Origin of the sequence: Cognatishimia sp. 1_MG-2023 (assembly GCF_030548175.1) — a bacterium.
Lineage (GTDB): Bacteria > Pseudomonadota > Alphaproteobacteria > Rhodobacterales > Rhodobacteraceae > Cognatishimia.
This window is the reverse complement of sequence record NZ_JAUORX010000005.1, coordinates 124,412-144,800: the sequence shown is the minus strand read 5'-3', so window position 1 is coordinate 144,800 and position 20,389 is coordinate 124,412. Positions and strand designations below refer to the sequence as shown.

Genomic DNA, 20,389 nt, shown 5'->3' with positions numbered 1-20,389 from the left:
AATCACTTGACCTGACCGGCGCGTAGCTTCAACTAACGCCCATGGCTACTGCAACACTCTCAATTGACCTCGCAGCGCTTGTCCGAAACTGGAAAGCGCTAGATGCAAAATCATCGTCTGAAACCGCCGCTGTCGTAAAGGCAGACGGGTACGGTTTAGGTGTCCAGCGCGTCGGGCGAAGCCTAGCAAACGCTGGCGTACGCAAGTTTTTTGTCGCGGCAACCGAAGAAGGTGCTGACTTACGCGCCGCACTTGGACCCGGACCAGAAATCAACATTTTCTCTGGGCACATGTCTGGCGATACAGACATGATCCATGATCTGCAATTGACGCCGATGATCAACTCAATTGATCAATTGCTGCGTCATGTAGAAAGCCTGCCGGGGCATGATTTTGGTATCCAAATTGACACCGGTATGAACCGTCTTGGAATGGAACCGGCGGAATGGGCTGCTTTGCGCGATGTCGCGGAGAAACAGAAACCAAGCCTTGTGATGTCACATTTGGCCTGTGCCGACGAACCAGATCATCCGATGAACGCGCAGCAACTCAAAGTGTTCAAGGAGGTAACCGCAGGTCTTGATGCGCCAAGAAGCTTGGCCGCGACTGGTGGCATATTACTTGGGCCGGATTATCACTTCGATGTCACGCGGCCCGGTGTTGGGCTTTATGGTGGTTTTCCATTCGCCGATGCAGAACCAGTTGCCCAAGTCGCGATCCCTGTCATTCAATGCCGTGATCTAGAAGTCGGCGAAACCGTTGGGTATTCAAATACTTGGACAGCGCAACGACCGACGCGTGTTGCAACAATCGCCGCTGGCTATGCCGATGGTTTGTTGCGCGCAATGGGGAGCGATATGCAGGTCTACCACGGCAGCACCGCCTGCCCTGTGATTGGACGCATTTCGATGGACATGATCGGTGTCGACATCACCGACCTAGGCGAAGATCCGCGCGAACTAGGTATTTTAACAGCAGATCAAACTGTGGATGTTTTAGCGGACGCTGCAGGCACCATCGGCTATGAAATTTTGACGTCGTTAGGCAACCGTTACAACAGGCGCTATATTTCATGATCCTTTTGACGCCACTCGCACATCTTGGACGCGCAACATTGGCATTGTTTGCGATGACAGGGCGCGTGTGCATTTTCGCCCTAGAAGGCATCAGCCACATGTTCCGCCCGCCCTTTTACTGGCGTGAATTCTTTACCGCACTGATGCAAATTGGCTGGCTGTCACTACCCGTGGTTGGCTTAACCGCCTTCTTTACCGGCGGCGCGTTGGCATTGCAGATTTTTGCGGGTGGCGCACGGTTTAGCGCCGAAGCGGTTGTGCCTCAGATTGTAGCCATCGGTATGGTGCGCGAGTTGGGGCCTGTGTTGGTTGGCCTGATGATTGCGGCCCGTGTCACGTCGTCTATCGCGGCTGAAATTGCCACAATGAAAGTGACCGAACAAATTGACGCGCTTGTCACCTTGTCAACGCATCCAATGAAATACTTGACTGCACCACGTGTATTAGCTGCATTGATTGTTGTGCCTATCCTCGTCGGCATTGGTGATATTATTGGTATTTTTGGCGGGTTTATCGTTGGGACGCAGCAGCTTGGGTTCAACCCTGCAAGCTACATCAAGAATACAGTCGATTTCCTTGAAGTGTCTGACATTGTAAGCTCGCTCATCAAGGGCTGCGCCTTTGGGGGCATTGCCGCGACGATGGGCTGCTACTTTGGCATGCAATCGGGCCGTGGCGCGCAAGGTGTCGGACAGGCGACGAAATCTTCGGTCCAAGCTGCAGCGGTGTTGATCCTTGCGGCGAATTTCCTTCTGACATCGGTGTTTTTCTCATCATGATCACACTTAAAGACGTCCACAAAAGCTTTGGTCCTAAACAGGTCCTTCGAGGTATTAACCTAGAAATTCCTAAGGGTGAAAGCATGGTCATTATCGGTGGCTCGGGCACCGGTAAATCCGTGATGCTTAAGTCAGTTCTTGGCCTTGTCGCGCCTGATCAAGGGCAGATTCTTGTGGCCGATCAAGACGTCACAAAAGCTGACCGAGATGCATTTTTAGCACGTTTTGGGATGCTTTTTCAGGGTGGTGCCTTATTTGACAGTCTGACTGTCTGGCAAAACGTTGCTTTTCGATTGCTGCGTGGTTCGTTAAAGCGCCCGAAATCCGAAGCCCGGGACATCGCCATAGAGAAATTGCGCCGGGTCGGGCTGACACCGGATGTGGCTGACCTTTTCCCCTCTGAGTTATCTGGCGGTATGCAAAAACGTGTCGGCCTAGCCCGTGCCATTGCAGCAGAGCCTGAAATTATCTTTTTCGATGAGCCAACGACGGGCCTAGACCCAATTATGTCTGGCGTTATCAATGACTTGATCCGAGAAATTGTTGTTGAGATGGGCGCGACGGCGATGACAATTACCCATGATATGACAAGCGTACGGGCCATAGCCGATAAGGTTGCGATGCTACACGACGGGGTCATAAAGTGGACAGGCGCGGTGTCTGATATGGACGCGAGCGGCGATCCATTTTTGGATCAATTTATTCATGGACGCGCCGAAGGCCCTATCGCCGCCGTGCGCTAAATTTGGCAGCAGATTCGCCCTAACAATTGGTTAACTTTCGACTGTTTCCTCACGTAAAACAAAGCCCCAAAACGCCATCCAATTGTTTCTGAAAGAAAATTTCCTTGCCAGAAACGCCCCTTAGATGAGACTATGGGGTCTGAGGGATGAAATATGAGTAACGGTTTTAGCAAGTTTTTGCTGGATGTTTTGAGGGTCGTTCAAACATCCGCATTGTTTACACTTCTCGCGTTGGCTTTAGCTACGGTCACCTATTCGGTCGTGGCGTTGGTGGGGCTTTGGCCGTGGCTGACGTTAGACATCAAGTTTGGAGATGTGCCGGTTGAAAACGCAGGCATGATCTTTCAACTTGGCGTGACGGCAATGATCCTTGGATTATGCGCTTTCCTGCCAACTCATTCGCGCATCATGCAATTGGAACGGTCACACCGTAAATTCTCGATGAATATGCAGGATGTGGCGCGGGCCTATCAGATCAGCCATCAATCAGATCGCGATGGGGCGTTTACGCTATCCAAAGAATTCGATGCCGTTCGCGAGCGCCTTTTGCACCTTCGCGATCACCCAGACCTCGGCCACCTTGAACCGGAGATTTTGGAAATCGCTGCTCAAATGAGTTTTCAGTCGCGCGACCTCGCCCGCATATATTCTGATGAAAAAATTCAGCGGGCTAGGAGTTTCCTTGATCAACGCCAATCAGAGGTCGACGTGATGGCCGAACGGATCGACGTTGCGCAAAGCACCTGCAATGATTTGAAACGTTGGTTAGAAGACGTCGAGGCAGAAGAGCGTGTCGCGCAGGTCCAAATTGAACGGCTTGAAGCGGATTTATTGGAGCTGTTGCCAAGTCTTGGATACGAGTTCGATGCTGATCCCAACGTGGTTAAATTGGCACCGACGACGACCACTAAAGTGCCCAGCCAACGTGATCGCAAAGCGCCGCGGCCCCAATAAATCGAAATTTGTCATTGAAACGGCAATCTTGCCCAGTGAATTTATCGCAACGATAACTTAGGTAACGCAGACAAAATCTTTTTCAGGATAGAAAATGCTGCGTTACGCCAATCTCTTACTCTTGATCCTATTTCCACTTAGTTGGTTCGCCCCCCTGCTACGCGCAGGGCTATTGCCACTTTTCGGGCTATCCGAAATCTCTGTTATTTCTGGCCTACAATCCCTTTGGGGTTCGGACCCGTTATTAGCTTTGCTGGTAACGTTCTTTGCCATCTTTGCCCCCATGCTAAAAACAATCGGGCTTGCGCTCATTCACTTTGGGTATCTTCGACGCAAAGTGCTGACGGTATTGGAATTCCTAGGTAAACTGGCAATGGCTGACATCTTCTTGATCGCGCTTTATGTGGTGATTGTTAAGGGAGTTGGCATCGCTACCGTGCAAACAGCTTGGGGTTTATATGTCTTTACTGGATGCATTTTAGCCTCAATCGCGATTAGTCATTTGACGCACAAGCGATAAGGGGGCAAAACGAGAACATGGCAAAATCAAAAACAACGTTCTCATGCACGGCTTGCGGGTCAGTTTTCAATAAATGGTCCGGTCGCTGCGACGGCTGCGGGGAATGGAATACCATCTCCGAGGACACGCCGTTATCGGCCGGCCCCGCTGCGGCCTCTTTGGGCAGTTCCAAAGGCAGATCTGTCATGTTGACCGACCTGCAAACTGAAGAAGACCCACCCCAACGAACTTTGTCCGGCATGTCTGAACTGGATCAGGTGCTTGGTGGCGGTCTTGTCCCAGCGTCTGCGATTTTGGTCGGCGGTGATCCGGGGATTGGTAAATCGACCTTGTTACTTCAAGCCGCCGCGCAATTCGCGCGCCAGGGTCTAAAGACCATTTACGTGTCAGGCGAAGAAGCTTCGGCCCAGGTCCGTATGCGTGCCCAACGATTAGAACTTACAGATGCTCCGGTACAACTTGCTGCGGAAACCAATCTGCGCGACATCCTGACGACGCTTGATAATGAGAAACCACAACTGGCGATTATCGATTCGATTCAAACGATGTGGTCGGACAGCGTTGGCTCTGCCCCCGGTTCTGTTAGCCAAGTACGTGCTGCAGCCCATGAGCTGACGTCATTTGCCAAACGCAAGAACATGTCGGTCATCATTGTCGGCCACGTTACCAAGGACGGCCAGATCGCCGGTCCACGTGTTGTCGAACATATGGTCGATACGGTTTTGTATTTTGAAGGAGAACGCGGCCACCAGTTCCGTGTCCTGCGCGCCGTGAAAAACCGGTTTGGCGCGGCAGATGAGATCGGCGTTTTCGAAATGACGGGCCGTGGCCTATCCCAAGTTACCAACCCATCTGCGCTATTCCTGTCCGAAAGAGGCACCCCTGCCCCCGGCTCTGTAGTTTTTGCTGGCATCGAAGGAACCCGGCCAGTCTTGGTTGAACTTCAAGCTCTCGTCGCGCCAAGCCCCCATGCGCAACCGCGACGCGCGGTTGTTGGTTGGGACAACAGCAGGCTTGCGATGATTCTCGCTGTGCTCGAAGCACGCTGTGGAATCCCGTTTACTGGGCTTGATGTGTATCTAAACGTCGCTGGTGGCATGAAAATCAATGAACCGGCTGCAGATTTAGCCGTTGCCGCGGCACTTCTCTCTGCGCGTGAAGACGCGAGTATCCCTGCAGACACTGTCGTATTTGGCGAAATTTCACTATCTGGCGCGCTTCGGCCCGTCAGTCAGACAGAAAACAGGTTGAAAGAAGCCCAAAAACTTGGTTTCACGTCTGCAATAGCCCCGAAGGGTGGCAAATCTCCAACAGTGTCAGGCATGGCATTAAATCAACTTGGTGATTTGACCCAATTCGTGGGAGACATATTTGGCGCAGGATAGCGCCAGCGAAGAGGGACAGGACAAACCCATGGACGGTTTTACTATTATCGACGGCGTCGTAGCTGGCGTCATTATCCTATCGGCCTTGCTGGCCTATTCGCGCGGTTTGGTGCGCGAGGGCATGGCAATTGTCGGTTGGATCGCCGCCGCAGTCTTGGCATTTCTCTTTGCACCACAGGTCGAGCCACTGGTGAAAGAAGTGCCAGTTGTTGGTCAGTATCTTGCAGATAGTTGTGAGCTGGCAATTATCGCGGCGTTTGCTGCCGTGTTTGCAGCCGCGTTGGTGGTTGTATCCCTGTTCACACCGCTGTTTTCATCGCTCATCCAACGATCCGCACTAGGTGGATTGGACCAAGGCCTAGGGTTCTTGTTCGGCGTATTGCGCGGCATCCTATTGGTCGCGATCGCTTTCTTTGTGTATGAAACCGTTGTCACGAGCCAAGACATTGCCATGGTCGACGATAGCCGTTCCGCAACAGTCTTTGCCCGCGTCACTGGTCACATCGAAGACCGTGACCCAGCACAGGCACTGGGTTGGATCACAGCACAATACGAAGAGTTGGTTGCCAACTGCGGTCAGTAAAGACAGCGACATTCGAATTTGAAACCCGGCCATTGCGCCGGGTTTTTTAATTGTGTTTCCTGATTACACTCTTTCCCGCAGATGCTTTGTGTTAGTTTCGTGACATATTGGGCGCGACCCTCTAAGAGGGGCGCAAGCAAGCTTTTAGGATTCGGAGCCAGATCTTGGTCAGCCAAATTACGCATTCTAACAACATGGGTACTTTGCCTATGCATTGTGTGGAATCGTCCAGTGCACATTCGATCAATGTCTCAACCAGCCCGTGCCATATGTCGAAGCGTCGCGCGTATAATCGTGCGAACACCCAACCGATCTTCAACCGCTCTCCAACGCGCCTTTCTTCTGGCGCGTTTTTTTGTGTGCCTTTGGTAGCTGATTTGATGCATCATTTCGCATCGTTATCGAGCCAAACACTCACTTTAGAAGCAGGGCGCGTGTTATGATCTTGCAAGATTCATCTCATAACGTGCTACACTTTGGCCACGTTGCGCCCGTTGGTGCAACCAAACCAGAGCCAGGCACAACCGAAACTGAACAACAGTACACCTGTGGAATTGGAGCCATTCTATGTGCGGGATTCTAGGCATCTCAAACCGGAATAACGATGTCTTTGCGGAGCTTTATGACGGTCTGCTTATGTTGCAGCATCGTGGACAAGATGCCTCAGGCATCGTCACATATAATGGTGAGTTCTTTCGCGAACTAAAAGCCAAAGGCCTTGTCAAAGATGTATTTGGCCCTGACGAAGCAAAGAACTTGGTCGGCAAGACCGGCATCGGACATGTGCGTTACCCAACGGCTGGTTCGCTAAGTGCATCCGAAGCACAACCATTCTTTGTGAACGCGCCTTACGGGATCTATCTGGTTCACAACGGCAACATCACAAACACTGCTGAGCAACGCCAGAAAGTAACGGCTAAATACAGCCGTCACCTTCGGACAACATCAGATTCCGAAATCATGCTGAACGTTCTGGCAGATAAGATTTCTGACAGCATCAAAGTGAACGGCACATCTGATCCAATCCGCAACCTGTTTGCAGGTGTCAAAATGATGATGGAGCGCGTTCAAGGCGCCTACTCTGTTATTACGATGATTGCCGGTGTTGGTATGATGGCGTTCCGTGACCCACATGGCATCCGCCCGCTTTCCGTTGCAAAACGCGAAGTCGACGGCGAAGGTGACGAGTTTGCGTTCGCCTCAGAAGACGTTGCATTTGGCATCAATGGTTTCGAAAAGCTGCGTGACGTTAAGCCGGGCGAAGCAATCTTGATCGACCTAGACGGCAAGATGCACACATTCCAAGCTGCCGAAGGCAAGCTGACGCCATGCATCTTTGAATATGTCTATCTGGCGCGTCCAGATTCCATGTTGGACGAGATTTCTGTCTACAAAAGCCAGATCCGCATGGGCCAAACCTTGGCCAAGCAAATCCAGGACGCAAACCTAGAAATCGACAGCATTATCCCTGTTCCTGATTCCGCGCGCCCTGTTGCACTAGAAGTCGCGAACTCTACCGGTATCCGCTATCGCGAAGGTTTGGTGAAGAACCGCTATGTGGGCCGTACCTTCATCATGCCAGGTCAAGAAGAGCGCCAAAAATCTGTGCGCCGCAAGCTGAACGCTGTTCCGCTGGAATTCGAAGGCAAAAACGTTTTGTTGATTGATGACTCCATCGTACGTGGCAACACAATCAAGAAAATCGTTCAGATGTGCCGCGATGCGGGCGCTAAAAAAGTTTACGTCGCAAGTGCTTCTCCACCGGTGAAATATCCAAACGTGTATGGCATCGACATGCCAACCAAACACGAGTTGATTGCACATGGTCGTACCGTTGAGGAAATTCGCCAAGAGCTTGGTGCAGACGCATTGTTCTATCAAAAGCTTGACGATCTGATCTGGGCCGCGCGTGAAGGCAACAAAGACATCGACGCCTTTGACTGCTCTTGCTTTGACGGCAAATACATTACCGGGAGCGTCACCAAAGAATATCTGGATTCATTAGAATCCAGCAATCGCGTTTCGCAAAAGATCAAAGAGTTCCCAGACGCTGGCAAACGTCCTGCTGACGCGCGGGTTGCCGCTTCGGGATAATAACGATGGCCGCAAACAAGAACCCCGTTCGATTTCGGCCTCACCATTTTCTCTGCGCCTTGGGGTTTCAAGGCGCAGGGTATTCCCCAGCTTTCACTGCAAACATGAGCGACATTGTGAATGGTCAGCTGCGTTCTAAGAACGGCGAGCAGACGCGTATCACAGTAACCTTTGTTGCGGATAGCATCTGTACCCCCTGCCCTGAACGGCGCGGACTGGGGTGCGTAAAGATTAACACCATCAGGCAATTAGATGAACGACACGCCAAGGCGCTTAGTCTGCGTGATGGCGAATGCGTCACTTGGGGTGAGGCGCTAGAACGGATCAAGTCAAACGTTGCTCCAGGCCAACTCAGTTCTCTCTGTCAGAACTGCCAGTGGCTATCACTAGGCGCCTGCGAAGCTGCCTTGTCACGGTTACATGCGGCAGATACACCCTTGGACAAAGACGCCTCTTGACGACAAAGAGCCGTCCGTTCAAAGGATGCATATGACTGAGAAACTTGCCCTTGTGACCGGTGCCTCTCGTGGCCTTGGTTTTGCTTTCGCCGAGGCCCTAGCGCCCGAATACCACGTTGTTGCCGTAGGCCGTACAGTTGGTGGCCTCGAAGATTTGGATGATCGTATTAAGGCAAAGGGTGGCCAAGCGACACTCGCGCCAATGGACATCACCAATGTCGATGCAATGGCGCAGCTTTGCCGTTCTGTTTTTGATCGTTGGGGCAAGGTTGACGTTTGGATTCACACGGCAGTACATGGCGCCCCTTTGACGCCAGCATCCTTTATTGATCAAAAGGATTGGACCAAGTCGGTTGCCAATAACGTGACAGCCGTTGGCCAATTGATCCCATATCTGACACCCTTGTTGGGTTCAGAAGGACAGGCCGTATTCTTTGACGATCCACGCGGCGGCGAAAAGTTCTTTGGATCTTATGGTGCGACTAAAGCGGCACAGATTGCGTTGGCCAGCAGCTGGCAAAAAGAAACCCAGGCCACAGGTCCAAAGGTGTCTATTCTAACGCCCAATGGCATGCCAACGGGCACACGCGCGCGCTTCTTCCCCGGTGAAGACCGCGAGACATTGGCCAACCCTCATGACGAGGCAAAGCGTCTGCTGGCCGAACTTCGTCTGTAAAACACGCAGGAACGATACAATTTTGCGGCAATTGCCTTGATTTCCCGCTGGGCGCTTGCTGCAAGCATTTTCCTCACTTAGAGAGAGAAAAACACTGGGGGCACAGCGTCAATGCGTATTCTAATTACCAACGATGACGGCATCAACGCGCCGGGCCTTATTGTTCTCGAAGCAATTGCTAACGAACTCGCGGGTCCCGATGGTGAAGTTTGGATTGTAGCCCCCGCCTTTGAACAATCCGGCGTTGGTCATTGCATCAGCTACACCCACCCTACGATGATTGCGAAAATGGGCGAACGCCGCTTTGCAGCCGAAGGTAGCCCAGCAGATTGTGTTCTTGCAGGGCTCTATGACGTCATGAAAGACGCGCGACCTGATTTGGTTCTATCCGGTATCAATCGCGGAAATAACTCTGCAGAAAACACGCTATACTCAGGCACTATTGGTGCCGCTATGGAAGCTGCCCTGCAAGGCATTCCTGCCGTTGCGCTTTCGCAGTATTATGGACCAGACAATGCCAATTTGGACGACCCGTTTGAGGCCGCAGCCCGGCATGGCGTATCTGTATTGAAGAAACTGTTGGCCCAACCAGCCGATGCTGATGCGCCATATAGCGTCTTTTATAACGTGAACTTCCCACCGGTTCCTGCTGATGCAGTAAAAGGCACTCGCGCTGTTGCACAAGGACGCCGCGTCGCAACGAACTTTTCAGTCGAAGCGCAGATCAGCCCAGCAGGCCGTCGTTTCCTTTGGGCTCGTACAGGCGACCAACGTGCAGAAACTGCGGCGAATACAGATGCAAATGCCAATCTCTCGGGGTATATCTCAGTCACTCCGATGCGCGCGGACCTAACGGCGCATGATGCCCTTGAGAGCTTGAAAGCAATCGAATGACCGACACAGTCGCCGAACGTAAAATGCAATTCATGTATGCCCTGCGCAGCAAGGGCATTACGGACACACGCGTTTTGACGGCGATGGAAAAAGTCGACCGTGGCCTGTTTGTCAAAGGTCTTTTCGCTGATCGCGCATACGAAGATACGCCCTTGCCCATTGCCTGTGGTCAGACGATCAGCCAACCTTCGGTTGTTGGCCTGATGACACAGGCCTTGAATGTCACATCCCGCGACAAAGTCCTCGAGGTTGGCACAGGCTCTGGATACCAATCAGCCATTCTTAGTCATCTTGCGCGGCGTGTTTATACGGTTGAACGACATCGCCGCCTTGTGTCTGGCGCACAGAAGGTATTCGAAGACCTTGATCTAACCAATGTCACTGCATTTTTGTCTGACGGCAGTTTTGGCTGGCCGGAACAAGCCCCCTTTGATCGCATCATCGTCACGGCCGCCGCCGAAGACGCACCGGGTCCCCTTTTGGCGCAGCTTAAGGTCGGTGGGATAATGGTTTTGCCAGTTGGGCAGTCTGACACCGTCCAAAGCATGATCCGAGTTGTCCGCAGTGAAAGCGGATTTGACTACGAAGAACTGCGCCCCGTGCGTTTTGTACCCCTTGTCGAAGGCTTGGCACGTGACAACTAAGCGTATTTTTGCCTATATGACCGCGTAATTTGTGTGGGCACAGCCTTATTCAACGTTGTCCCTTAGCATGTAACCCGTAAAAGAGGCTCCAATAGAAAAATCCGGAGCTCCACGAGGATATCGAGATGACAGTTTCCCTGCGTTCGCTCAGAACCGTCGCAATGGCGGTTTCAACCACGGCTATATTGGCCGGCTGTGACACGCCATTTGACTTTGATTTCCGCGACGGTTTTGGACAGAAACTGGACACGTCCAGCGCAGCCAAAGGCGCAATCGCGCCGCGACCACAGCCAGACAACCGCGGCATCATTTCCTACCCCAACTACCAAGTCGCCGTCGCGCGCCGCGGTGACACATTGGAAGATGTTGCGAACCGCATCGGCTTAGATGCTGGTGAGTTGGCGGAATACAACGCGATCAGACGCGATGACGCGCTGCGTGCTGGCGAGATCGTCGCATTGCCACGCCGCGTATCAGAGCCGTCAGAGGCCACTGGCGGTGCTGGGCAGATTGTGTCCCCATCCAACGTGGACATCACGTCATTGGCCGGTTCAGCGATCGACAACGCAGCACCCGCTGTTGAAACAGAGACACTAGAAGCCTCGGCAGCACCAATCCCTGAAAACGCTCAGGTCGGTTTTGAGCCCATCCGCCACACTGTACAACGCGGCGAGACAGCCTTTACGATTTCACGGCTCTACAACATCCCAGTGCGTTCGCTTGCCGAATGGAATGGGTTGGGATCGGACTTCACAATCCGCGAAAACCAAATCCTGCTGATTCCACCGGCACAACCGTTGGCACCATCCAGCAGCCCCCTCCCGCAGGCTCCAGTCGCGGCAACTGCTACAACCGCTCCGGGCGAAGGCTCTCCGACACCAACGCCCCCAAGCGCGACAAAGCCTTTGCCAAAGGAAACGGTTATCGCAGCAGCTGACAAGCCAAAGGCGCCTGATCTGTCGGCTTCACAAACCAAACCCGCCAATAGCGCAAAAATGTCTTACCCTGTGAACGGCAAGATTATCCGCGCATATTCAAAGGGTAAAAACAACGGGATCGACATTTCTGGTACGGCCGGAGGTCCAGTCGTTGCGGCAACTGAAGGTACAGTCGCTGCAATCACCACCGATGCTGATGACGTTAAGATCGTGGTTGTTCGTCATGCCAACAATATCATGACCGTTTACTATAACGTTGATAACATTGCGGTTTCAAAAGGCACTGCCGTCAAGCGCGGTCAAAAGATCGCCCAACTGCCAGCCAAAGATTCCTATGTGCATTTTGAAGTTCGCAAAGGGTTCGACAGCGTCGACCCAATGCCATACCTCAAGTAATCACAAAAAAACGCGGCTCACTGAGCCGCGTTTTTCTTATGTCTGTTTCAGGCTAACGCCTTGGCGCCCTGCTAAATCAACGAAGTATTGCCAAGCAACCCGACCTGATCGCGCTCCACGCGTTGCCTGCCATTCGATGGATTCTGCACGCATCGTATCTGCGTCAATCGTCACCCCATAGGCCGCGCAATACCCTCTGATCATCTCCAGGTATTCATCTTGGCTACATGGGTGGAACCCAAGCCACAGACCAAACCGATCAGACAACGATACTTTCTCTTCGACCGCTTCTGACGGATTGATCGCAGAGGAACGTTCATTTTCAATCATATCCCGCGGCATCAGATGCCGCCGGTTTGACGTTGCATAAAACACTACATTATCCGGACGGCCTTCGATGCCGCCATCTAATACAGCCTTTAAGCTCTTGTAGTGCTGATCATCATGCGAAAATGAAAGGTCATCGCAGAACAGCAGAAACCGCTCCTCACGCCCTCTGAGAAGGTTCAGTAAGCGTGATACGCTAGGCAGGTCTTCACGTTGCAACTCAACGATCTTCAGGCCTAGCCCCTGTTGTAGAACAGCTGCGTGCACAGACTTCACCAAGGATGATTTCCCCATCCCACGCGCGCCCCAAAGCAAGGCGTTGTTCGCAGGTAGGCCTTTGGCAAATTGCACAGTGTTTTCCATCAGCGTATCGCGTGAACGATTAACACCAATCAACAACTCAAGCCCCACGCGGTTCACTTCCCGCACGGGCTCCAAACGATCTGGATCAACATGCCAAACGAATGCGTCTGCACTTTCAAAATCCGGAGACGCCAAAGGCGCTGGAGACATCCGCTCCAGCGCCTCGGCAATACGCTTTAGTACTTTATTTGCCATTATTTTCCGGGTCTTCTTCAATATCAGCGAGGTCTTCGGCTTCCTCGTCATCATAAAAACCTTCTTCGCGCAGCTTAGCTTCGCGCTTTTTGTCGACGCGGCTGACTAGAAAGATTGAAATCTCGTAAAGGCCGTAAACCACAACAAACAAGATCAACTGAGTGATGACATCCGGCGGTGTCACAAGTGCGGCCAGCAACAGAATGCCAACAACCGCGTACTTACGAACATTGCCCAGACCTTCGGCATTCACCAAACCAGCCTTTCCCATAAGGGTTAGCAACACAGGCAACTGAAAACACAGGCCAAAGGCAACGATCATTTTCAACGTAATATCAAGGGTTTCGTTCACCTTACCGTTGAAAACAATATCAATACCACTGTCTTTCACAGCTGTCCCAGCCGCAGGAACGTCCCCGTTCCCAACCAAGGCGGCCAGGTAGGATGGCAAGTCTGCAAACCCCAAGAAAAACGCCATTGCCAGCGGCACAACAACCAGATGCGCAAACGACGCACCCAATAGAAACAGCGCGGGTGATGCAATCAAGAACGGCAGAAATGCATTCTTTTCGTTCTTATAAAGCCCCGGAGCAACAAAGCGCCAAAGCTGATAGCCAATGACCGGGAACGACAAGGCAAGACCGCCCACCATCGAAATACGGATCAGGGTAAAGAAATACTCTTGCGGCGCAGTGTACTGCATAACAGGATTTGGATTACCCAATTCCCGCATGGTGTTTTCAATCGGGATCAGCAGAAAATCCAATATCTGCCCACCAAAAGTGAAACACACGATCATCCCAACCAAAAAAGCCATCACGGCACGGATTAGTCGTGTCCGAAGCTCAGCCAAATGCTCGATCAATGGCGCCGAGCTATCTTCAATCTCTTCAGTATGGCTCATGCAGGATCTTTCGGTTCATCTATTTTTGCAGCTTCGGCATCCAAACGATCCTGAGCTTTCTGCGCAGTCGCAGCTTGGATCTTTTTCGCAGCTTCAGCACGGTCAGCCGCCAGTGGTTTAACATCTTTGTCACCATCAAGATCAAGCTTGGTTGCCGACTTTGCAGCATCCTTCACTGAATCTGTCGCGGCTTTCAATGGGTTACCAATAGAGTTCAACCCATCGGTCGCGCTCTTGAAACCCTGTGCTGCGTCTTTGACACCCGCTTCGTCAGCAGCTTGGTTCATGGCCGACGAAAACTCGCGCGCCATGCCCTTTGCTTTGCCAACAAAGCGCCCGACTTGCTGGAATAGCACCGGCAGGTCTTTTGGCCCGACAACAATCAGGGCGACAATGCCGATCACTAATAGTTCGGTCCAGCCCAGATCAAACATGGCTTAGACCTTGTCTTTGTCGTCAGCTGGGGTCACGTCTTTGGCTGCGTCAGCAACTTCAGCCGCTTCTTCTTCGAGTTCTTTTGTGCCTTCGTTCACGCCTTTTTTGAACGAGGTAATGCCCTTACCTACTTCGCCCATCAAAGAGCTGATTTTGCCGCGGCCAAAAAGTACCAAAACGACAACTGCAATCAAAAGAAGGCCTGGTAGGCCGATATTGTTCAACATGGTTTTCTCCCCAATTCGACGCACCAAAAGGCCGTCCTTGTCTGTCACGATTATAAGTAAGCCGTTGTTGCTGGCACTAAAAGGAACAAACCGGGGTTAATTTCACGAATTAACTGGAAATCCGATAGGTTTTTGACATTATTCTGTCAGGAGACAGTTTTCTGTCAGGTGCAAACCACCATTCTCTAAGGAATCGATCATGAAACGCAGTAAGCGCTTAGCGGTCTTGATGGAAATTCTAAAGGACGGCACAGTCCATAGAGCCGAAGATTTGGCTTTGAAAACAAAGGTCTCTGTCAGAACGATCTACAGAGACATGGAAACCATGATCGCCAGTGGTGTCCCGATAGAAGGTGAACGTGGTCTGGGTTACATGGCCAAAGCAGTCATCACCCTGCCCCCTTTGAACCTCACGCATGAAGAATTAGAGGCGCTGCATCTTGGCCTCGTCGCCATTTCTACATCAATGGATGCAGAACTCGGCGCTGCGGCCACCTCTCTATCCGCAAAGCTCGAAGATGCTCTGCCAGAAACCAGCGATGGACCATCTGAAAGCTTCGGCTTTGCGGTATATCCGTTCGAAGACGGCGCCATAGGACTGGCACACCTAAACACATTGCGTGCCGCTGTGCGTGCGCGTCAGCGCCTACGGATCAGCCTGGCAGGCCAGCCCGCTCAGGATTTGAGGCCGCTAAAAATTGACTACTGGGGGCGCATGTGGACATTGATTGCCTATAGCGAAACACAGAACAGATTTGCTACCATTCGCGTCGATTTGATCACCGATATATCCGTTTTACCCGGGTTATTTGTGGATGAACCCGGGATGAGGCTTGCGGATTACATGGCGCTAAATTCAGCTACCAAGACCCTTTAAAAGATTTCGCTAGCAGATTGAATTTCTTTCGAAATTCACTCGTTCCTAACGCACCATCAGCCACCAAGCTTGGTGAAGCCAAAACTTGTTTCAATATAGGTGCCGCCAACCAAGTGCTGCGTAAAACCGATGCCACATCCGGGTTCAAACGGCCCAGCATCCGGCGAGCAGATGTTAGACCGGTTAAAGCGTCGTTAGCCAAGGCAACAAGCGCCTCTGGCCGCCCATCAACCAATGGAACACGCTGCTGTTCTTCAAGCTTTGGAATGGCCTGAAACCACCGCGCAAGGCCATCGGCATAGGCAATCTGACGAACGGCTGCCTCATCCGCTTCCCCAACCAAAGCAACGGCCGTGACCAATAGATTGCCCGCGGTATCATCCAAGTAGCGTTTATAATGCGCTTCGTTTTCAAATGGGTCTTTATAAATATCCCAGCGGCGTGCCTCTATCAGGCGATCCAGCAAACTAACATCTCGCCCCGATAAGATGGACGCAAGTGGTGTGACAACCTCGTGTCGGCGCACTGCACCGCCCTTTTCGATTTCTTCAAGCGCATCTCGCCACCACTGCAAACGCATTTCAGCGATCATCGTTTCTTGCGTGACCCACGGTGCACGCGCGACTTCGACGTTAAATGCGTAAAGCGGAAACAGCTTTTCACGCAGCGCGACAGTCGTCGACATGATGGCCTGAAACCGATCAGGATCGCCGCGCTGCACAAGTGAGGCGCAGGATGCAATATCTTGATTCATCGAATAAAATCCAATTAAACAGGCGTGACGCTATCGCGCACCAGCTTCCAAACAATGGCATCCTGAAGCGCTTCAAACGATGCATCGACTATGTTGGGCGATACACCAACAGTAGACCAACGACGGCCTTTGCTGTCCTCACTATCAATGATGACACGGGTCACGGCCTCTGTGCCGCCTTGAGTAATACGGACCTTAAAGTCGACCAAGTGAACGTCATCAATCGCCTGTTGATATGGACCCAAATCCTTGGCCAAGGCTTTGGACAATGCATTCACCGGACCACGATCAGACCCGCGTTCATCCATCGATTCACTGACAGACAGCTTCTTTTCGCCCCCGACTTTCACCACAACAACAGCTTCTGACAAGCTAACCATCTGATCCCGCTTGTTTTTACGGCGCTCGACAGTCACCTTGTATCGCTTCACTTCGAAATACGTGGGAAGCTGACCCAAAGCGCGGCGCGCCAAAAGTTCGAAACTGGCCTGCGCCGTGTCAAAGGAATAACCAAGAGCTTCCTTTTCCTTGATCTCATCCAAGATCAACGCCAGAGCTGGATCGCCCTTTTCGACATCAATTCCAGCTTCGCTCAAACGACGGCGCAAATTAGATTGCCCCGCTTGGTTCGACATTGGAATGATACGTTCATTGCCAACGATCAACGGATCGACATGTTCGTATGTCGACGGATCCTTTAAGATCGCGCTGGCGTGCAGGCCTGCTTTATGTGCAAAAGCGCTCGCCCCGACAAAGGCCGCTTGTTTGGTCGGCACCCGATTAAGAATATCATCTAGCATCCGGCTGATACGTGTCATGCCGCCCAGTGCCTCTAGGCTAACTCCAGTGTCGTACTGGCTGGCATAGGGTTCCTTAAGCAGCAGCATCGGGATCAGAGTTGTCAGGTTCGCATTTCCGCACCGCTCCCCTAACCCATTGAGAGTCCCTTGAATTTGCCGCGCACCTGCATCGACAGCAGCCAATGAATTGGCAACAGCATGCTCCGTGTCGTTGTGTGTGTGTATGCCAAGATGATCACCTGGGATTCCGGCAGTTATCACGGCCTTTGTCGCTTCATACACCTCGCTGGGGAGCGCGCCACCGTTGGTGTCACACAATACAATCCAACGCGCACCAGCGCTGTAGGCGGCTTTCACAGCCTCTACGGCGTATTCGGGGTTCGACTTAAATCCGTCAAAGAAGTGTTCTGCGTCAAACAAAGCTTCGCGCCCCTGTGCGACCAAATGCGCGACGGATTTAGCAATATTTTCGGTGTTTTCAGCTAACGTGATCCCAAGCGCTGTTTTCACATGGAATTCATGGGATTTCCCCACCAAGCAAACCGCTGGCGTATTGGCATTCAGAACCGCAGAAAGAACATCATCGTTCTCTGCTGACATGCCAGCGCGCTTTGTCATGCCGAAAGCTGTGAAAGTCGCGCGTAATCGGGGGCGGCTTTCGAAAAACTCGCTATCCGTTGGGTTCGCACCTGGCCAGCCACCTTCGATATAGTCGATGCCCAGTTGATCCAAGGCTTCGGCGATCTGTTGCTTTTCAGACGTCGCAAATTGCACGCCTTGGGTTTGTTGCCCGTCCCGCAGGGTTGTGTCGTAAAGATAAAGACGTTCTTTTTGGCGATCCAAGGTCATTTGAGCGCCTCCAGCTTTGCTTCATCAAAGTTGCTTGCCGGAACGAGTTCAACACCTGCTTTACTCATTCGGACCTCAACACCCGCATCAATCAGGGCGTTTTTCAGTTCATCAACGGCAGAGAAGTCTTTGGTTTCCATCGCTTTTTCCCGAACAGTAGCCAACCGATCAGCAAACACTGACAAATCAACACTTGGCGCTGCGGCCCAAGCTGGGATTGCTTCGTTAAGCAGCCCAAGAAACTGCAGCCCAGCCTTTAAAGCAGATGTATCATTTGCAGATGCAAACCCGTGCAAAATGGTCAAAGCTTTAGAGGTGTTCAGATCATCTGCCAGCGCTTCGATAAGAGTTTCAGGCGTTTCCGCATCTGCCGCATCGTCTGCCAAGGCATACCATTTGCGCAGTGTTGCTTTTGCCTCTTCGGCCTTCTTTTCCGTCCAATCCATGGGTTTGCCATAGTGGGTAGACAGAAATACAAAGCGGATCACCTCACCCGGAATACCCTTGTCTAGCAAGTCGCGCACGGTAAAAAAATTGCCCAGAGATTTGGACATCTTCTTACCTTCGACTTGCAACATTTCATTGTGAATCCAAAGACTTGCGAACTGACCTTCAGGGTGTGCACAGCAGCTTTGCGCTATTTCATTTTCATGGTGTGGGAACATTAAGTCGTTGCCACCACCATGAATGTCAAAGCTATCGCCCAACAGATCATAAGCCATTGCAGAGCATTCGATGTGCCAGCCCGGGCGGCCGTGGCTCCAAGGGCTTTCCCAGCCAGGTTGATCATCTGTGGACGGTTTCCACAGGACAAAATCCATTGGATTGCGTTTGTAGGGGGCCACTTCTACGCGGGCGCCGGCGATCATGTCATCGACGGAACGTCCTGATAATGCACCATATTCTTTGTAACTTTCGACCGAAAACAGCACATGCCCTTCGGCGGCATAGGCGTGGCCTTTGGCGATCAAACCCTCGATCATTTCGACCATTTGCGGAATATATTGCGTGGCGCGCGGCATGTGGTCGGGCTCTATCGCGCCAAGTTCTGCCATGTCGTCAAGGAACCAAGCTGTTGTTTCTGCTGTGATTTCTGCGATTTCACGACCACTTTCGGCTGCGCGCGCGTTGATTTTGTCATCCACATCCGTGAAGTTGCGCGCATAGGTTACATGCGCGTCGCCGTAGACATGGCGCAACAGACGATTGAGGATATCAAACACAACAACAGGCCGTGCATTTCCAAGATGGGCGCGATCATAAACCGTTGGGCCACAAACATACATCCGCACGTTTTGCGCATCAATCGGCGTAAACACCTGTTTTTGACGGTTTTTTGAGTTATGTAGCTTGATCGTCGTCATGGCTCGTCCTTACACGGCAGTACTGCTGCGGACTTATCAACTTCACGACATTTTTGAAATAGAAGAACAGCCCGCTTGAAATTTTCAGCAGGTAATGCAGCAAATAATGATGTTTTGTGCGTTGTTCATGTGAGCGACCTTAGAAAGTCGCTCACTTTGGGTCAAGGAAATCCTTGGCCAAAATCGCGGCGAGAGACCAGAAAGGCCGCGATCAAAAGGTTAACGGTAGCTGACGACCTCGAATTCAATGCCGTCTGGGCCATCAAAATAAAAGCGTTCTCCGGGTTCATAATCGGCATGATTGTGTGGCTTAAACCCGGAATTAATCACGCGATTTTCTATGGCTTTTAAATCATCGACAACCACGCCAATGTGGTTCAATCCAGATACGGTGGTGTATGAATTATCACATTTATTCAGCGCCTTATCAGGCGAATATAATGCAAGATATGTATCATCTTCACCGATGTGAACGGTGTATCCATTATCCTTTGCGACCCCTTCCCAACGGATTTTCCAATCAAACAAATCTTGCAAGATAGATGCCGTTCCTTTGGGGTCAGATACGGTGACATTTAAATGTTCGAGGCGCATGACTGCTCTCCTTTGTTATTGAAAACGTGATGACTTATTTCTAATCTCTCAAGTATACTTTAACTCAATAGGAAAATTTCATTGCCTGTCAGACAGATAAGACATCGCGGCTTAAGTATTGGTCAAATATCGGAACGAACCGGGCTCGCGCCGTCGGCTATTCGATTCTATGAAGAGGAAGGGCTGGTTTCGCCGTTCCGAACGGATGGCGGCCAGCGGCAATATGAACGCGCTGATATTCGGCGGTTGTCGTTTGTTATGATTGCGCAACAGCTTGGATACCCCATTAAGGAAATCCAGCAAAGCCTTGAAAAACTTCCAGAAAATCGAACACCGACTAAAGCGGATTGGGCGCGATTGTCTAAGGGGTTTCGCAAGGATTTGGACGCGAAGATCACGCAAATGCAGGCGTTACGCGATAAGTTGGATGGCTGTATTGGCTGCGGCTGCCTGTCGCTAAGTGCGTGTAAGCTTTATAATCCTAAGGATCGCATCCACAAAAAAGGTGCCGGTCCGCGGTTTTTGATGGGGGATACTTTGGACGAAGATTAACGTGGCGC

General features: G+C 51.7%; 23 protein-coding genes. 15 read left to right on the top strand and 8 right to left on the bottom strand.

The window, feature by feature from the left end:
* Positions 1 to 41 precede the first annotated feature (41 nt).
* The 13 genes from alr to Q4544_RS10360 all read left to right on the top strand — a co-directional run bounded on the left by alr (position 42) and on the right by Q4544_RS10360 (position 12,140).
* Positions 42 to 1,076: an alanine racemase gene (gene alr, locus Q4544_RS10420; RefSeq protein WP_303506013.1), complete on the top strand. Its 1,035-nt coding sequence runs from the start codon at positions 42 to 44 to the stop codon at positions 1,074 to 1,076.
* Positions 1,073 to 1,855: an ABC transporter permease gene (locus Q4544_RS10415; RefSeq protein WP_303506011.1), complete on the top strand. Its 783-nt coding sequence runs from the start codon at positions 1,073 to 1,075 to the stop codon at positions 1,853 to 1,855. The genes alr and Q4544_RS10415 overlap by 4 nt, the downstream gene beginning before the upstream one ends.
* Complete coding sequence (locus Q4544_RS10410; protein ID WP_303506009.1) at positions 1,852 to 2,598, top strand: ABC transporter ATP-binding protein; 747 nt, start codon at positions 1,852 to 1,854, stop codon at positions 2,596 to 2,598. The genes Q4544_RS10415 and Q4544_RS10410 overlap by 4 nt, the downstream gene beginning before the upstream one ends.
* A 153-nt stretch (positions 2,599 to 2,751) precedes the next feature.
* A complete protein-coding gene (locus Q4544_RS10405) occupies positions 2,752 to 3,552 on the top strand; it encodes a DNA repair protein (protein WP_303506007.1) in 801 nt (266 codons plus the stop codon).
* Positions 3,553 to 3,646: 94 nt separating this feature from the next.
* Entirely contained in the window at positions 3,647 to 4,072 is a 426-nt protein-coding gene (locus tag Q4544_RS10400; protein ID WP_303506005.1) for a paraquat-inducible protein A, read from the top strand.
* Positions 4,073 to 4,089: 17 nt separating this feature from the next.
* Entirely contained in the window at positions 4,090 to 5,457 is a 1,368-nt protein-coding gene (gene radA, locus Q4544_RS10395; protein ID WP_303506003.1) for a DNA repair protein RadA, read from the top strand.
* Between the two features lie 28 nt (positions 5,458 to 5,485).
* Positions 5,486 to 6,040 carry a CvpA family protein gene (locus Q4544_RS10390; RefSeq protein ID WP_303506001.1) on the top strand — a complete coding sequence of 185 codons (555 nt, stop codon included), beginning with the start codon at positions 5,486 to 5,488 and terminating at the stop codon, positions 6,038 to 6,040.
* 567 nt (positions 6,041 to 6,607) lie between these two features.
* Complete coding sequence (gene purF / locus Q4544_RS10385; RefSeq protein ID WP_303505999.1) at positions 6,608 to 8,134, top strand: amidophosphoribosyltransferase; 1,527 nt, start codon at positions 6,608 to 6,610, stop codon at positions 8,132 to 8,134.
* 5 nt (positions 8,135 to 8,139) lie between these two features.
* Positions 8,140 to 8,592, top strand: coding sequence for a DUF1284 domain-containing protein (locus Q4544_RS10380; protein ID WP_303505996.1), 453 nt, complete (start codon positions 8,140 to 8,142; stop codon positions 8,590 to 8,592).
* A gap of 31 nt (positions 8,593 to 8,623) precedes the next feature.
* Complete coding sequence (locus tag Q4544_RS10375; RefSeq protein WP_303505994.1) at positions 8,624 to 9,268, top strand: SDR family oxidoreductase; 645 nt, start codon at positions 8,624 to 8,626, stop codon at positions 9,266 to 9,268.
* Between the two features lie 111 nt (positions 9,269 to 9,379).
* The gene (surE, locus tag Q4544_RS10370; RefSeq protein WP_303505992.1) at positions 9,380 to 10,162 is read left to right on the top strand and encodes a 5'/3'-nucleotidase SurE; all 783 of its coding nucleotides are present in this window, start codon (positions 9,380 to 9,382) and stop codon (positions 10,160 to 10,162) included.
* Positions 10,159 to 10,806: a protein-L-isoaspartate(D-aspartate) O-methyltransferase gene (locus Q4544_RS10365; protein ID WP_303505990.1), complete on the top strand. Its 648-nt coding sequence runs from the start codon at positions 10,159 to 10,161 to the stop codon at positions 10,804 to 10,806. The genes surE and Q4544_RS10365 overlap by 4 nt, the downstream gene beginning before the upstream one ends.
* 125 nt (positions 10,807 to 10,931) lie before the next feature.
* Positions 10,932 to 12,140 (top strand): LysM peptidoglycan-binding domain-containing protein, encoded by a 1,209-nt coding sequence (locus tag Q4544_RS10360; RefSeq protein ID WP_303505988.1) that lies wholly within the window; start codon positions 10,932 to 10,934, stop codon positions 12,138 to 12,140.
* A 36-nt stretch (positions 12,141 to 12,176) separates the two neighbouring features.
* Here Q4544_RS10360 and Q4544_RS10355 read toward each other — a convergent pair whose 3' ends face one another.
* The 4 genes from Q4544_RS10355 to Q4544_RS10340 are packed head-to-tail and all read right to left on the bottom strand — an operon-like array spanning position 12,177 to position 14,591.
* Entirely contained in the window at positions 12,177 to 13,025 is an 849-nt protein-coding gene (locus Q4544_RS10355) for an ATP-binding protein (RefSeq protein ID WP_303505986.1), read from the bottom strand.
* Positions 13,015 to 13,929, bottom strand: a complete 915-nt coding sequence (locus Q4544_RS10350; protein ID WP_303505984.1) for a twin-arginine translocase subunit TatC — start codon at positions 13,927 to 13,929, stop codon at positions 13,015 to 13,017. Before Q4544_RS10350 ends, Q4544_RS10355 begins: the two co-directional genes overlap by 11 nt.
* Entirely contained in the window at positions 13,926 to 14,363 is a 438-nt protein-coding gene (tatB, locus tag Q4544_RS10345) for a Sec-independent protein translocase protein TatB (RefSeq protein WP_303505982.1), read from the bottom strand. The genes Q4544_RS10350 and tatB overlap by 4 nt, the downstream gene beginning before the upstream one ends.
* 3 nt (positions 14,364 to 14,366) lie before the next feature.
* On the bottom strand, positions 14,367 to 14,591 hold the full coding sequence (locus Q4544_RS10340) for a twin-arginine translocase TatA/TatE family subunit (RefSeq protein ID WP_303505980.1): 225 nt from the start codon (positions 14,589 to 14,591) through the stop codon (positions 14,367 to 14,369).
* A gap of 199 nt (positions 14,592 to 14,790) precedes the next feature.
* On the opposite strand from Q4544_RS10340, the gene Q4544_RS10335 reads away from it, so the two are divergent.
* Positions 14,791 to 15,468, top strand: a complete 678-nt coding sequence (locus Q4544_RS10335; RefSeq protein WP_303505979.1) for a YafY family protein — start codon at positions 14,791 to 14,793, stop codon at positions 15,466 to 15,468.
* Here the strand turns inward: Q4544_RS10335 and Q4544_RS10330 are convergent.
* The 4 genes from Q4544_RS10330 to Q4544_RS10315 all read right to left on the bottom strand — a co-directional run bounded on the left by Q4544_RS10330 (position 15,452) and on the right by Q4544_RS10315 (position 19,829).
* Positions 15,452 to 16,222, bottom strand: coding sequence for a squalene/phytoene synthase family protein (locus Q4544_RS10330; protein ID WP_303505977.1), 771 nt, complete (start codon positions 16,220 to 16,222; stop codon positions 15,452 to 15,454). The two genes, Q4544_RS10335 and Q4544_RS10330, sit on opposite strands and share 17 nt — an antisense overlap.
* Positions 16,223 to 16,236: 14 nt before the next feature.
* Positions 16,237 to 17,871 (bottom strand): citramalate synthase, encoded by a 1,635-nt coding sequence (gene cimA / locus Q4544_RS10325; RefSeq protein WP_303505975.1) that lies wholly within the window; start codon positions 17,869 to 17,871, stop codon positions 16,237 to 16,239.
* Positions 17,868 to 19,235 carry a cysteine--tRNA ligase gene (cysS, locus tag Q4544_RS10320; protein WP_303505973.1) on the bottom strand — a complete coding sequence of 456 codons (1,368 nt, stop codon included), beginning with the start codon at positions 19,233 to 19,235 and terminating at the stop codon, positions 17,868 to 17,870. The genes cimA and cysS overlap by 4 nt, the downstream gene beginning before the upstream one ends.
* A 219-nt stretch (positions 19,236 to 19,454) precedes the next feature.
* A complete protein-coding gene (locus Q4544_RS10315) occupies positions 19,455 to 19,829 on the bottom strand; it encodes a VOC family protein (protein WP_303505971.1) in 375 nt (124 codons plus the stop codon).
* Between the two features lie 81 nt (positions 19,830 to 19,910).
* On the opposite strand from Q4544_RS10315, the gene soxR reads away from it, so the two are divergent.
* Complete coding sequence (soxR, locus tag Q4544_RS10310) at positions 19,911 to 20,381, top strand: redox-sensitive transcriptional activator SoxR (protein WP_303505969.1); 471 nt, start codon at positions 19,911 to 19,913, stop codon at positions 20,379 to 20,381.
* Positions 20,382 to 20,389: the final 8 nt, after the last annotated feature.